12 protein-coding genes are annotated in these 13326 nt (G+C 71.6%); 6 read left to right on the top strand and 6 right to left on the bottom strand.

Features of this window, described 5'->3' with window-relative positions:
* The first annotated feature begins 18 nt into the window (after window positions 1-18).
* The 3 genes from ABZ904_RS00205 to fxsA all read left to right on the top strand — a co-directional run bounded on the left by ABZ904_RS00205 (window position 19) and on the right by fxsA (window position 3787).
* The gene (locus tag ABZ904_RS00205) at window positions 19-1644 is read left to right on the top strand and encodes an amidohydrolase (protein ID WP_361820262.1); all 1626 of its coding nucleotides are present in this window, start codon (window positions 19-21) and stop codon (window positions 1642-1644) included.
* A gap of 596 nt (window positions 1645-2240) precedes the next feature.
* A complete protein-coding gene (locus tag ABZ904_RS00200; RefSeq protein WP_359397813.1) occupies window positions 2241-3035 on the top strand; it encodes a polyprenol monophosphomannose synthase in 795 nt (264 codons plus the stop codon).
* Window positions 3036-3211: 176 nt separating this feature from the next.
* Window positions 3212-3787 carry an FxsA family membrane protein gene (gene fxsA, locus ABZ904_RS00195; protein WP_359397811.1) on the top strand — a complete coding sequence of 192 codons (576 nt, stop codon included), beginning with the start codon at window positions 3212-3214 and terminating at the stop codon, window positions 3785-3787.
* 122 nt (window positions 3788-3909) lie between these two features.
* Here the strand turns inward: fxsA and ABZ904_RS00190 are convergent, their stop codons facing one another.
* From ABZ904_RS00190 to ABZ904_RS00175, 4 genes are all read right to left on the bottom strand, one after another.
* Window positions 3910-4284, bottom strand: coding sequence for an RNA polymerase-binding protein RbpA (locus ABZ904_RS00190; RefSeq protein ID WP_009187548.1), 375 nt, complete (start codon window positions 4282-4284; stop codon window positions 3910-3912).
* A gap of 255 nt (window positions 4285-4539) precedes the next feature.
* Window positions 4540-5886 (bottom strand): MFS transporter, encoded by a 1347-nt coding sequence (locus tag ABZ904_RS00185; protein WP_359397809.1) that lies wholly within the window; start codon window positions 5884-5886, stop codon window positions 4540-4542.
* Between the two features lie 46 nt (window positions 5887-5932).
* Window positions 5933-6700, bottom strand: a complete 768-nt coding sequence (locus tag ABZ904_RS00180) for a glycerophosphodiester phosphodiesterase (RefSeq protein ID WP_360992108.1) — start codon at window positions 6698-6700, stop codon at window positions 5933-5935.
* Window positions 6697-7350, bottom strand: coding sequence for a hypothetical protein (locus ABZ904_RS00175; protein WP_359397805.1), 654 nt, complete (start codon window positions 7348-7350; stop codon window positions 6697-6699). The genes ABZ904_RS00180 and ABZ904_RS00175 overlap by 4 nt, the downstream gene beginning before the upstream one ends.
* 111 nt (window positions 7351-7461) lie before the next feature.
* Between ABZ904_RS00175 and ABZ904_RS00170 the strand changes: the two genes are divergently transcribed.
* Window positions 7462-8961 (top strand): PLP-dependent aminotransferase family protein, encoded by a 1500-nt coding sequence (locus ABZ904_RS00170; protein WP_359397803.1) that lies wholly within the window; start codon window positions 7462-7464, stop codon window positions 8959-8961.
* A gap of 47 nt (window positions 8962-9008) precedes the next feature.
* Here ABZ904_RS00170 and ABZ904_RS00165 read toward each other — a convergent pair whose 3' ends face one another.
* Window positions 9009-10562: a hypothetical protein gene (locus tag ABZ904_RS00165; protein ID WP_361820256.1), complete on the bottom strand. Its 1554-nt coding sequence runs from the start codon at window positions 10560-10562 to the stop codon at window positions 9009-9011.
* 37 nt (window positions 10563-10599) lie between these two features.
* Window positions 10600-10794, bottom strand: coding sequence for a hypothetical protein (locus tag ABZ904_RS00160; protein WP_359397800.1), 195 nt, complete (start codon window positions 10792-10794; stop codon window positions 10600-10602).
* Window positions 10795-11130: 336 nt separating this feature from the next.
* On the opposite strand from ABZ904_RS00160, the gene ABZ904_RS00155 reads away from it, so the two are divergent.
* Both ABZ904_RS00155 and ABZ904_RS00150 read left to right on the top strand, forming a co-directional pair.
* Window positions 11131-11523, top strand: coding sequence for an ankyrin repeat domain-containing protein (locus ABZ904_RS00155; RefSeq protein WP_359397798.1), 393 nt, complete (start codon window positions 11131-11133; stop codon window positions 11521-11523).
* A 300-nt stretch (window positions 11524-11823) separates the two neighbouring features.
* Entirely contained in the window at window positions 11824-13242 is a 1419-nt protein-coding gene (locus ABZ904_RS00150; RefSeq protein WP_359397796.1) for a HEAT repeat domain-containing protein, read from the top strand.
* Window positions 13243-13326 lie beyond the last annotated feature (84 nt).

Genomic DNA, 13326 nt, shown 5'->3' with positions numbered 1-13326 from the left:
GGCGCGAGACTGTTCCCCATGAACGAGCGCATCGCCCCGCCGCAGACCGTCCTGTTGCGCCGAGGGGAAGTCCACAGCCCCGCGGATCCCTTCGCCACCGCCATGGTCGTCGAGCGCGGTCAGATCGCCTGGGTGGGCTCCGAGGGCGCCGCGGACGCCTTCGCGGGCGGCGTGGACGAGGTCGTCGATCTGGACGGGGCACTCGTCACCCCGGCGTTCACCGACGCACATGTGCACACCACCGCCACGGGCCTCGCGCTCACCGGGCTCGACCTCTCCGGTGCGTCCTCGCTGACCGCCGCCCTCGAGCTCGTCCGTGACTTCGCCGCCGCCCGCCCGCACGACCGCGTCCTGCTGGGCCACGGCTGGGACTCGGCCCGCTGGCCCGAACTCCGGGCGCCCCGGCGGGCCGAACTCGACGCGGCCACCGGTGGCCGTCCCCTCTATCTCAGCCGGATCGACGTCCACTCCGCCGTGGTGACCACGGCCCTGCTGGACCTGGTGCCGGGCGTGCGCGACAGGGCCGGGTTCACGGACGGGGAACCCCTCGTACGGGACGCCCACCACGCCGTACGCGCCGCCGCCTTCGCGGGGGTGACCGAGGCTCAGCGCACCGAGGCCCAGCGTGCCGCCCTCGCGCAGGCCGCCTCCCTCGGCATCGGTTCGGTCCATGAGTGCGCCGGCCCCGAGATCTCCTCGGAGGACGACTTCACCGGGTTGCTGCGCCTCGTCGCGGAGCAGGCCGGGCCCCGGGTGGTCGGCTACTGGGCGCAGCACGGCGAGGAGGGTGTCGCCAGGGCGCGGGAGCTGGGCGCGATCGGCGCGGCCGGGGACCTGTTCGTCGACGGCTCCATCGGCTCGCACACCGCCTGCCTGTGCGCGCCGTACGCCGACGCCCCCCACACCGGCACCGCCTATCTGGACGCCGCCGCCGTCGCGGCGCACGTCCTCGCGTGCACCGAGGCGGGGCTGCAGGCGGGCTTCCACGCCATCGGCGACGCCGCCGTCGGCGCCGTGGTCGACGGAATGCACGCCGCCGCCGAGAAGATCGGCCTGGCTGCCGTCCGGGCCGCCCGCCACCGGGTCGAGCACGCCGAGATGCTCACGTCCGAGACCATCGCGGCCTTCGCCGAACTGGGCCTGACCGCCTCCGTCCAGCCCGCCTTCGACGCGCTGTGGGGCGGCGACGAGGGCATGTACGCCCAGCGCCTCGGCGTCGAGCGGGCCCGTACCCTCAACCCGTTCGCGGCCCTGCTGCGCACCGGCGTCCCGCTCGCCTTCGGCTCCGACAGCCCCGTCACCCCGCTGGATCCGTGGGGCACGGTCCGTGCGGCGGCCTTCCATCGCACCCCGGAGCACCGGGTCTCCGTGCGTGCCGCGTTCACCGCTCATACGCGGGGCGGCTGGCGCGCGATCGGACGGGACGACGCGGGTGTTCTGGTACCGGGCGCACCCGCGGACTACGCGGTCTGGCGCACCGACGAGCTGGTCGTACAGGCGCCCGACGACCGAGTGGCCCGCTGGTCGACGGACCCCCGCTCCGGCACCCCTGGCCTGCCCGATCTGACCCCTGGCTCCGACCTGCCGGTCTGCCTGCGCACCGTGGTCGGCGGCCGGACGGTGTTCGTGCGTCCGGGCGAGTGATCTCCCGGGTGGCGTTGAGGCCGCCACCTTGGTGCGCGACCTGCGTATCCTCCGCCCCCACCAGGGCATCGGTGGAGAAACCGCTGGTCGAACGGCTGTTGACAGCGAGGCGCAGGGGGCCGGTAGGTTCGGCCGGGTCCACCGACGCCCCGACCGGAGAACCTCCGCGCAGTCGCCGGGGCGCCGCTGGGTCAGGGGTGATGTGCCGCACCGGCGCACCACCACTGGGAGCCAGGCTCAGCGCCCGCGCCACGGCGAGGGCAACGTTCCGGTCGGTCGGCTGGGTGTGACCCGGGTGGGGCCCGGACGTCCAGTAGACAACGGCTTTCGGTCGACCCGCAGCCAGCGGGCCCCAGGTCGGCCCGAAGGGCGCCGGGCCCCGATCCGCAGCGCGGCCCCGTCGGCGGCGCGCATCGAATCCCGGTCGCCGCGCCCTCTTGGCCGCGGGGTGGCATCGGGCCCCGCAGACGGTGACGCAAACCGTCACTCTTACCCGACTCTTGCGGAATCGACACCGCCATACGAACCGGCTGATACGTCGGTGCAGGCCGGGGCCACTATGGTGGACCCCTGCGTACGGACATGAAGGGGCAGTAGTGAACGACGGCGACGGGACCCTTGAGACAAAGGCCCAGGGGAGGCAGTTCGGTCCGCTCGGCACGTCCTTGGTGATCATTCCGACCTACAACGAGGCGGAGAACATCAAGACGATCGTCGGCCGGGTGCGGTCGGCCGTGCCTGAGGCACACGTCCTCGTGGCCGACGACAACAGCCCCGACGGCACGGGCAAACTCGCGGACGAGCTGGCGGTCGAGGACGACCACGTCCACGTCATGCACCGCAAGGGCAAGGAAGGCCTGGGTGCGGCGTACCTCGCGGGCTTCCACTGGGGCCTGGAGCACGACTACGGCGTCCTGATCGAGATGGACGCGGACGGCTCCCACCAGCCGGAGGAGCTGCCGCGCCTGCTGACCGCGCTGAAGGGGGCCGACCTGGTACTGGGCTCCCGCTGGGTGCCGGGCGGCCGGGTGGTGAACTGGCCCAAGTCCCGCGAGTTCATCTCCCGTGGCGGCAGCTTCTACTCGCGCATGGCGCTCGACCTGCCGTTGCGCGACATCACCGGCGGCTACCGCGCCTTCCGGCGCGAGACCCTCGAGGGACTCGGCCTCCAGGAGGTCGCCTCGCAGGGCTACTGCTTCCAGGTCGATCTGGCCCGGCGCGCCGTCAAGGCGGGCTACCACGTGGTCGAGGTACCGATCACCTTCGTCGAGCGGGAGCTGGGCGACTCCAAGATGAGCCGCAACATCCTCGTCGAGGCGCTGTGGCGCGTCACGGCGTGGGGTGTGAGTGACCGTGTCGCCAAGGTGACGGGCCGGCGCAAGTCCTCCTGAGTGGTTCGGCGGCACCGACCGCCTCCGTGGGGCGGGGACGGACGGGCTCCGGGTCAACCGGGGGACGTTTCCCGCCGTCGCTCGTACGGGTGGGCACAGGCGGTCCTGCGGGAGCGCGAGGGCGAGTGATCGACCCCCTTATCCCGCACTGAGCGCGCTGTGTGCACACTGGGAGCATGACGACTGGCGTACCCGCTCCCCCTTACTCCACCCGGCCCCGGCGTTCCCGGCTGCGCACGTTCCTGCCGCTCGGTGTCGCCGCGTGGCTGGTGCTGGAGATCTGGCTGCTCACGGTGGTGGGACGCGCGGCCGGCGGGCTCACGGTCTTCCTGCTGCTGGTCGCCGGTTTCGTGGTCGGCTCCGTAGTCATCAAGCGGGCCGGACGCCGGGCCTTCCGCAATCTCAGCGCGACGCTGGGGGCCCAGCCCCGGCCGGCCGGCGGCGAGGCGCCCACGGGCGGCCGTGGCAACGGGCTCATGATGCTGGGCGGGTTGCTCCTGATGCTGCCCGGTCTGATCTCCGACGCGGTCGGCCTGCTGCTTCTCATACCGCCGGTCCAGCGACTGGTGAGCCGCTCAGCCGGGCGCACTCTCGACCGCAAGCTCCGCGGGGTCACGCCTGGCAGCTTCGGTGACGCCTTCCAGCAGGCTCGTATTCACCGTCCCGACGGGAAGGTCGTCCAAGGTGAGGTCATCAGGGACGAGCCGCCGTCACGGGCCCCGCAGGACCCGCGGCCGCCACTGACCCACTGAGGCCCGGCGGACAGCTTTGCCTGTGCGCGCAGCAAACAGTGGGCGCCGCACGTCATAGCGACGTACGGCGCCCACTGATCGCTCGCTCGTGTGCGCGGAGAACCGCCCGAGCCGTGGAGGTCTTACGCGGACTTTCGGCTGTCCCGCGGATGAACCGCGATGTTCATCGCGCCGGATCGGAGAACGGCCAGGCGCTCCTCGAGGACCTCTTCGAGCTCCTCACGGGTGCGCCGCTCCATCAGCATGTCCCAATGTGTACGCGCCGGCTTGGCCTTCTTCTCTTCCGGGCCGTCGCCGTCCACCAGAAGTGCCGGGGCCCCGCAGACCTTGCACTCCCACTCCGGCGGGATCTCCGCCTCGACGGAGAAGGGCATCTCGAAACGGTGCCCCTTCTCGCATGCGTACTCCACGGCCTGGCGCGGAGCCAGGTCGATACCGCGGTCGGTCTCGTAGCTGGTCACCACGAGGCGCGTGCCGCGAAGAGCTCGCTCACTCATGAATCGTGCCTCCCGGGCTTGTCGCCCACAGGACAGGTGTCGCTGTCGTCGTCATCCGGTCAACGTCCGGTCGGCGGTAAAGATTCCCGTTCCGGGTCATGCGTCGCCGTCGTAGCCGCCCCTTGTTGTACCCACCGGCGCCCGGTTTGTCACATCTGCTAGCAGATGTCACCCAGCGTTTCGGATCCTATGACGCGCAGTAACGGTACGCCTGGCAGGCCAAACGCGTACACTACAGCGGTTTGCCTTCAGGTGCTAAATCATTCCGGGGACCGGATTGCCCGCGTCGCGCACCGCCTGCCGCACCGGGACCCGGGCCAGCAGCACGAATCCGATGATGAAGAAGGCCACCAGCGAGATGATTGCGTCCCGGTAACTTCCGGTCAGCTGGTAGGTGATTCCGAACAGAAGCGGGCCCAGCCAGCTCATGCCGCGGTCGCTCATCTCGTAGGCCGAGAAGTACTCCGCCTCCTTGCCTGGCGGCACGAGATGCGAGAAGAGCGAGCGGGACAGCGCCTGGCTGCCGCCGAGGACCAGCCCGATACCGGACGCCAGGACGAAGAACCAGACCGGTGCGTGCGCCGGCATGAAGTAGCCGGCGCACAGCGTCAGGGTCCAGGCGACGAGCGAGCCGAGGATGGTGCGCTTGGCACCGTACGTACGGGCCAGCCGTCCCATGCCGAGGGCGCCGCCGACCGCCAGCACCTGGACCAGCAGCACGGCGGAGATCAGCGTCGACTGGCTCAGTCCCAGCTCCTCCGAGCCGTACACCGACGCCTGGGAGATGACCGTCTGGATGCCGTCGTTGTAGATGAGGTACGCCAGCAGAAAGGCGAGCGTGAGGGGCTTGCCGCGCATGTCGCGGAGGGTGGCCGCCAGCTGCCGCCAGCCGTGCACCGCGGGTCGCGCGGACGTCGTACGGCGGTCGCGCAGCCGTCTGAGCGGCACCAGCGTGAAGGCACCCCACCAGATGCCCGCCGAGGCCAGGCAGATGCGCACAGCGGTGGTCTCCGAGACGCCGAAGGAGTCGTGTGCGGTGAACAGGACCAGGTTCGCGATCAGGACCAGCGAGCCGGCCGCGTAGCCGAAGGCCCAGCCGCGCGAGGAGACCGCGTCGCGCTCCTCGGGCGGCGCGATCTGTGGCAGATACGAGTTGTAGATGACCATCGAGACGGCCACCGACGCGTTCGCGACGACGAGGAGGAGGCCGCCGAGCAGATAGCGGTGCCCGTCCAGGAAGAACATGCCCGTGGTGGCTGCGGCGCCCAGATACGCGCAGAGACCGAGCAGCGGCTTCTTGCGCCCGGTGCGGTCGGCCGCCGCGCCCGCGAGCGGCATGACGAGGATCGCCACGATGACGGAGGCCGAGACCGAGTACGCGAAGAACGAGCCCGCGCGAACGGGGACGCCCAGCGGGTGCACATAACCGTCGGCGTCCGCCGCCGACTTGGCCACCGAGGTGAGATAGGGGCCGAGGAACACGGTCAGCACGCTCGTCGAGTAGACGGAGCACGCCCAGTCGTAGAAGTACCAGCCGCGCTGTTCGCGCCGCCGCTCGGCGACGCCGCCGTCTCCCCGTGCCTGCACGGTGTCGGTGCTCACCCGTGCCCCTCGCTTCCCCGTGGAACGTGGTTGTGCGCGGGGGCGTTCAGACCCAGGAGCCCCGGTCCTCGAGGACCTTGCGCAGCGTGTCGATGTGATCGGTCATGATGCCATCCACACCCAGGTCCAGCAGCCGGTGCATGCGATCGGGGTCGTTGATCGTCCAGACGTGCACCTGGAGGCCGAGTGCGTGGGCCTCGCGCACGAAGCGGCGGTCGACCACGGGGATTCCCCACTGGGACTCGGGGACCTGGGCGGCGACCGCCGAGCGGCGCAGCTTCGCCGGCATGCCCCAGGAGCGCAACCTGAGGCCCAGGACACCGCGGGTGCCGTACGACGTCGCCAGGCGCGGCCCGGCCAGGCGCTGGGCGCGCACGACACGCGACTCCGAGAACGAGCCGACGCAGATCCGGTCCCAGCCGTCGATGCGCTCGATCAGGTCGAGCAGGGGGTGCAGGGCCGGCTCCGCCTTGATGTCGACGTTCCAGCGCACCTCGGGGAACTCCTCGAGCAGGTCCTCGAAGAGGGGCACCGGTTCGCTGCCGGCCACGCGCGCGTGCCGCACGTCCTCCCAGGGCAGATCGGCGATCCGCCCGGCCCCGTCCGTCACTCGGTCGAGCGTCGAGTCGTGGAACGCCACGATTTTGCCGTCGGCGGTGGCGTGCACGTCCGTCTCGATATAGCGGTAGCCCGCCGCCACGGCGCGCCGGAACTGGGTGAGGGTGTTCTCCAGACCGTCCGCGGCCCCGCCCCGGTGGGCGAAGGCGATCGGGCCGGGGTGGTCGAGATAGGGATGGCGTATGAGCGTGGTCACTGGGGCAGTATCGCTCCCTCCGGTTGCCCGGCGGCAACGACCGTGCTGCGCTCCGATGCCGAGGGGACGGCGAACACACGTAGGAAGAGCTGGACGAGCGGGCCGATGGACAGCGCGTACAGCAGGGTCCCGGCTCCGACGGTGCCGCCGAGAGCGAACCCGGTCGCGACGACGGCGACCTCGACCGCCGTGCGGATCAGCCGGACCGAGCGCCCGGTGCGCCGGTGCAGTCCGGTCATCAGGCCGTCGCGCGGGCCGGGGCCGAAGTTCGCCGCGATGTAGAGGCCGGTCGCGGCACCGTTGAGCACGATGCCCGCGAGGAGAAGGGGAACCCGTAGCGTCAGGGCGCGTACGTCGGGGAGTACGGCCAGCGTGGCGTCCATGGCGGCACCGATCACGAGGACGTTGGAGACGGTGCCGAGACCGGGGCGCTGGCGCAGTGGGATCCACAGCAGCAGCACGATGGCGCCCACGATCGTCAGCACCACACCCATGCTGAGTCCAGTCAGCTTCGCCAGGCCCTGGTGGAGGACGTTCCACGGCTCGAGGCCGAGGCCTGCCTCGACCAGCAGGGCGGAGCTCACGCCGTACAGCGCGAGACCTGCGTACAACTGGATCAACCGCCGTGCGAGCCGGCTCCTCGTGGACATGCCAGTGAACAAAACGGACCCCCCCGTGGTGACAGTGGCCTGACGCATGTCACTCTGTGGCTTGGAAACATAAGCAATCCATGGCCAATTCCGGGAAGGTGGACTGGGAACATGGCGCAGTGGACCTCAGCGATGGGTGCGGCACAGCTCGCGCGGCTGCTCAGCTCCCAGCAGGACCGACCCGCAGGCCCAGGCACCCGCCGCCCGGCCGCCTACCGCGCGCTCGCCGACGGCATCCGGCTGCTCGTGCTCGAGGGCCGTGTCCCCGTCGCGGCCCGGCTGCCCGCCGAGCGGGAACTGGCGCTCGCCCTGTCCGTGAGCCGTACCACGGTCGCGGCCGCCTACGAGGCGCTGCGCACCGAGGGCTTCCTCGAGTCCCGCCGCGGAGCGGGCAGCTGGACCGCAGTGCCGGCCGGGAACCCGCTTCCGGCGCGAGGGCTCGAGCCGCTGCCGCCGGAGGCGCTGGGCTCGATGATCGACCTGGGCTGCGCGGCGCTTCCCGCACCCGAGCCCTGGCTCACCCGCGCCGTGCAGGGCGCGCTGGAGGAGCTGCCTCCCTACGCCCACACGCACGGCGACTATCCCGCGGGCCTGCCCGCACTGCGTTCTATGCTCGCCGACCGCTATACGGCGCGCGGCATCCCGACCATGCCCGAGCAGATCATGGTGACCACGGGAGCCATGGGCGCGATGGACGCGATCTGTCATCTCTTCGCCGGTCGCGGCGAACGCGTCGCGGTGGAGTCGCCCTCGTACGCCAACATCCTCCAGCTGATGCGGGAGGCGGGCGCCCGGCTGGTCCCCGTGGCCATGGCCGAGGGGCTCGGCGGCTGGGACCTGGACCGCTGGCGCCAGGTGCTGCGGGAGGCCGCACCACGACTCGCCTATGTGGTGGCGGACTTCCACAACCCCACGGGCGCGCTGGCCGACGAGGACCAGCGCCGCCGGCTGGTGGAGACGGCCCGCTCCGCCGGGACGGTCCTGGTCGTCGACGAGACGATGAGCGAGCTGTACCTGGAGGACGGCCTGGAGATGCCGCGCCCGGTGAGCGGCTTCGACCCGGCGGGCTCGACGGTGATCACCGTGGGCTCGGCGAGCAAGGCCTTCTGGGCCGGTATGCGCATCGGCTGGGTGCGGGCCGCCCCCGATGTGATCCGCAGCCTGGTCGCGGCCCGTGCCTACGCGGACCTGGGCACACCGGTGCTGGAGCAGCTCGCCGTCAACTGGCTGCTCAGCACCGGGGGCTGGGAACAGGCGGTCGACCTGCGCCGCAAGCAGGCCAGGGAGAACCGGGACGCCCTGGTCGAAGCGGTGCGCACCCAACTGCCGTCGTGGGAGTTCTCGTTGCCGCAGGGCGGCCTGACGCTGTGGGTGCGCACCGGCGGCCTGTCGGGGTCCCGTCTGGCCGAGGTGGGGGAGCGGGTCGGTGTCCGGGTGCCGTCCGGGCCGCGTTTCGGCGTGGACGGCGCGTTCGAGGGATATGTGCGGTTGCCGTTCACGGTCGGCGGCGCGGTGGCGGAGGAGGCGGCGGTGCGCCTCGCGGCGGCGGCCCGCCTGGTGGAGACGGGCGCCTCGGGTCCGGCCGAGGCGCCGCGCAGCTTCGTCGCCTGACCCGGCCTCGCCCCGGGGGTGCCTGGGTGGCGCCCCCGGTGGTCCGCTCAGCCCTCCGCGGCCACGGCTTCCGCTGTCACCGCACGGGTGGACGTGCCGCGCCCCGGCAGAAGCCCCAGGACCGCCTGCCGGTGGTGTTCGCTGGTCGCGTCGTCGTACGGGTCCGGGGTGGCGGGAACCTGGAGTCGGTGGACCGGGCCCGAGCCCAGGCGGGCGTAGCCGCGGCCGGGCGGTACCTCCTTGGTGGGCGTGGTGTGCGGCGGCGCGCCGAGCACGGCCTCCAGTTCCTCCCTGGTCGCGGGGCCCAGCGCGACCCGTGCGCGGGTGTACTGACGCACCACGTCGGACAGACCGTCGAGCCCGTCGAACTGCTCGGCGACCACGACCGTGACGTTCGCCGCACGGCCGTGCCGCAGAGGCACCTGGAGCAGCGTCTGGGGATCGTCCCGCCCGCCGGCCGCCGCGAGATGTCCCAGCACGCTCGGCCGGTCCAGCAGGATCCACAGCGGGCGCCTCACGTCGTCCGGTGCGGCTTGTCCGGACTGCCGGGCCCGGTTCGCCGCGATCAGCCGCCGCTCGGTTTCATGGGTGGCCCACTCCAGGCTCGTCGCCGCGCCGGCGAGGCTGGACTCGACCGCGAGTACGCCGTCCCGGCCCGTCAGGCACGCGTACTCGCCGGTGGCACCGCCCTCGATGATCAGGATGTCGCCGTGCTGCAGGGCCTGGAGGGCGATCGAGCGCACCAGCGTCGTCGCACCGCTGCCGGGTGCTCCGGCGATGAGCAGATGAGGCTCCGTCGAGCGCGTCCCCGTGCGCCAGACCACCGGAGGAACGTCACGCTGCTCGTCGCCGTGAGTGAGGGGGAGGGTGCGCTGGACTCCGGTGGGGTCGGTGAAGCCGAGTACCGTCTCGCCGGGCGCGGTCACGAACCGCTGCGCGGTGATGTCGGTGGGCAGCGGGGGTAGCACGGTCATGGTGAGCTCGTTGCCCTCCTCGTCCCACTGGAAGTGGTACTCGCGGCCCCGGCCGGACTTGACGTGCACGATCTGCTCGATCCGCGCCCGCGACTCGGCCTCGCCGTCCTTGAAGTACGGGGGGTAGCGGATGCGGAGCTGTGAGATACGGCCTGTCTCGTCGAACGCGAACGAGGACAACGTCTGGGTCCAGTCCCCGCCGGGCGAGTACAGCGGAGCCGGGTCGCCGGCGACCGAGAAGTACGGCGCCAGCGCCTCGTACAGTGACCGCAGACGCTTGGTCTGGGCGTCGTCCGGACCTGCCGGCTGCGCCGGTCCGCGCTCGCGTCCCCGCCAGCCCGCCGCCGCCATGAGGGCGATGCCGGCGAGCAGCGGCCCGTACGGCACCAGGGCCACGACCAGGATCACCGAGGTGACCAGGAAGAGGAGCGGTCCCCGCCGGTCCTTGGGTGTCTCCGCCCACTTGCGCCGCCCGGCCAGGGCCAGCCGGCGCAGACCGCGCGAGATGGTGATCAGCGGGTGGAGGACATCGGTGGCGCCGCCCGCCGCCGTCCGGGCCAGCTTCCGGCCGCGGGCGATCTGTGCGCTGCCGTTGCTCAGAATGCGAGGGAGGGGGCGCCGGGACACGTCTTGCTCCAGGGGTGCGTGCGAAGGGGCGGCGGATTCAGAAATTGATCCCGCCCAGCAGGCTCGCGAGGCTTGCGCCCCCGGCCTTGATGCTCGGGGCCACGGCGGTGCTCGAGAGGTAGAACCCGAAGAGGCCGCACACCGTCGCGTGCGAGCTCTTCAGCCCGTGGTTGCGGCAGAACAGGAAGACGACGCTGCCGAGCAGCACAACGCCCGAGATGTTGAGGATCATTGCTCTCTCCTGGTTCACGGGGGACAGTCACCATGAGTTCTTCCAGGTTCACAGAATGTATCCATAGGATAAAAGCTGCAACTGGGTGAAATTGCACAGATTTCCCCCGAACGGCGGAGCTGCCCCGCGTCCTCCGGGCACGTCTGTCGCGCTCGCCGGGGTCTGTAGTGATCTTTGCCTGGTGCGGTGCCCGCCATGTGCCGCCGAAGCCAGTACGCTGGCGATTCACCCGTACGACGTCACCGCTCGTCGCCGTACGAGGCGTGTGCGACCGCCCCGATCGCCGTCGCATGCGCCCGCAGTCCCCAGCAGCAGTAGTGAGAGGCGGTCCGGCCGATGAGCGAAGCCCCCGACCCCGAGGTCGTGGCGCTGGCGACCAAGATCTTCGATCTTGCGCGCCGAGGCGAGACCGAGGCGCTCGTGGCGTACGTCGACGCGGGCGTTCCGGCCAACCTCACCAACGACCGCGGCGACTCCCTGGTGATGCTCGCCGCCTACCACGGCCACGCCGACGCCGTCCGCGCCCTGCTGGAGCGCGGCGCCGAGGCCGACCGCGTCAACGACCGGGGTCAGACCCCGCTCGCCGGCGCGGTCTTCAAGGGCGAGATCGAGGTCATCCGGGCGCTCCTGGACGGCGGTGCAGACCCTGCCGCGGGCACCCCCTCGGCCATCGACACCGCTCGGATGTTCGGAAAGAACGACTTGCTCGAGTTGTTCGGCGCACATTGATGCGACTGTTCTGACCAGCTAAAACAACGAAAACGGGGGAGGCGGTACGGGGCCGCCCGAAATAAGGTCGCGGCAGCGCGAGACGCCGGGTCATCATGACGTCGTGATTCACGGACGCGATGGCTGGGCAGGTGTTGCCGCACCGCGCGGGCCGTGATCGGTCCGCATGGGCCACCGACGAGAGGCAGAGGAAGATGGTCTACAGCAAGCAAGAGACGGCGGGCGCACCGACGTGTTGTCACGCGACCAGGTAGTGCAAGTCCCCCGGTTGCGTCGACGCTTGATGTGAGGCTGCTTCCCATGTTCGAACCGGTCATAGCGCCCAGCGGTACGCTGCTCGGCCTCCTCCAGAGGGGCCGCGGCGACGGCACACTGCACGCGCTCACCGCGCCGCGGGCCGAGGCGCTCGCGGCTCTCAACCACTGTGTGCTGCGGGATCCCCGCCACGACTGGCAGGTGGAGAACCGCTCCCTCTACTACGCCCGGCTCTTCCTGGACCTGAACGGCGAGCTGGACGAGATCGAGGCGCACCTCTTCGGCGCCGAGGACGTCCTCGACACCGACGAGTGCCGCACCGGGCTCGCCCTCGCGGTTCTCGGGCACCTCGCCTCGTACGGCAGGCTGGACGCGCTCCACCTGCTGCGCAGGTACGCGGCCTCGGGCACCAACTGGGCCTGGGCCCTGGACGAGCTGGCGCTGCGTGACGACGACGCGGGGCTGCGCTCCCTCGCCGCGCCCGTGCTGGCGCGTTTCCCGGCCGACGCCGAGGGCGAGGCCGAACTCGCCGCCGCCGTCCGGGACGCCTTCGAGCCACGGCCCTGGCGGCTGTGGGCCGAGGACCCGCGCGAGTCCATCGCCGCGCGGGTGCGTGCCGCCCAGGAGGCCGGCTGTTTCGACCGCTGGCAGCGGCAGTTGCAGGCAGGCGGCCCCCGGCCGGGTTGGAGCGTGCAGGCCGTCTTCGACTGGGCCCAGCAGGGCATCGAACGCGGTGCCGTGCTCCATGTGCCGGCCGCCCGGTGTCTCACCGCCGTAGCCGGTCCCGAGGACCGGCCCGAGATCGTCGAGGCCGCCCGCTCCGGCGGCGACGGAGCCCGCTGTACGGCCCTGCGCTATCTCGCCGACGGAAACGATCCGGATGCCCTCGACCTGATCGAGGGCGCCGTGTCCACCGGGTCCGCGCTGGTCGTCGACGCGGCCCTGGACGCCTTCGAACGCATGCGCAGTGTCGCTGCCGTCGACCGGGCGCGCGGCTGGGCGCACCGGCCCGACGCACTGGGCGGGGCCGCCGGGCGCATGCTCGCCTGCCGCGGTGGCGCACAGGACAGCGACCTGGTGCTGGCGGCCCTGCGGGAGGCGGTGCGCGGCGAGGGCCCGGACGCGGCGACGCTGTGGACCCTCGTCGACGGCGCCGGACGGCTTGAAATCGCCTGTGCAGCGCCGGTTCTGCGCCATATTTACCGTGAGACCGCCTCGTCCCACCTCCGCGGCCGCGCCGCCCATGCCCTGGCCGCGACCGACCCCTCATTCCCGGCGGGCTTCGCCGTCGAATGCCTCTGGGACTGCGAAGAGTCCACCCGGGAGATCGCCGCGCGGCACGCCGAGACGGGTGACACCCGTGTCGTCGAGCGGCTTCGCCGGCTGGCGGCGGATCCGGCCGAGGAGGCCGAGGTCCAGACCGCCGTTCGCAGCCGGATCGGGCCCGACATGCCCACCGTATGAACGTTCGGTGACTGTGGAGTCAGGGGAGTGTGGACACAGGCTGGCTTGCCCACCTGTGCAGCCCAACGCTCATGGGACGTTCTC

Origin of the sequence: Streptomyces sp. NPDC046900 (assembly GCF_040644975.1) — a bacterium.
Lineage (GTDB): Bacteria > Actinomycetota > Actinomycetes > Streptomycetales > Streptomycetaceae > Streptomyces.
This window is presented reverse-complemented; position numbering and strand designations above follow the sequence as displayed.

What these genes read in the sequence shown, in the direction of transcription:
- ABZ904_RS00205 (WP_361820262.1), top strand. Translation starts at nt 19, where the DNA reads ATGAACGAGCGCATCGCCCCGCCGCAGACCGTCCTGTTGCGCCGAGGG.
- fxsA (WP_359397811.1), top strand. Translation starts at nt 3,212, where the DNA reads ATGACGACTGGCGTACCCGCTCCCCCTTACTCCACCCGGCCCCGGCGT.
- ABZ904_RS00190 (WP_009187548.1), bottom strand. Translation starts at nt 4,284, where the DNA reads ATGAGTGAGCGAGCTCTTCGCGGCACGCGCCTCGTGGTGACCAGCTAC.
- ABZ904_RS00175 (WP_359397805.1), bottom strand. Translation starts at nt 7,350, where the DNA reads ATGTCCACGAGGAGCCGGCTCGCACGGCGGTTGATCCAGTTGTACGCA.
- ABZ904_RS00170 (WP_359397803.1), top strand. Translation starts at nt 7,462, where the DNA reads ATGGCGCAGTGGACCTCAGCGATGGGTGCGGCACAGCTCGCGCGGCTG.
- ABZ904_RS00160 (WP_359397800.1), bottom strand. Translation starts at nt 10,794, where the DNA reads ATGATCCTCAACATCTCGGGCGTTGTGCTGCTCGGCAGCGTCGTCTTC.
- ABZ904_RS00155 (WP_359397798.1), top strand. Translation starts at nt 11,131, where the DNA reads ATGAGCGAAGCCCCCGACCCCGAGGTCGTGGCGCTGGCGACCAAGATC.
- ABZ904_RS00150 (WP_359397796.1), top strand. Translation starts at nt 11,824, where the DNA reads ATGTTCGAACCGGTCATAGCGCCCAGCGGTACGCTGCTCGGCCTCCTC.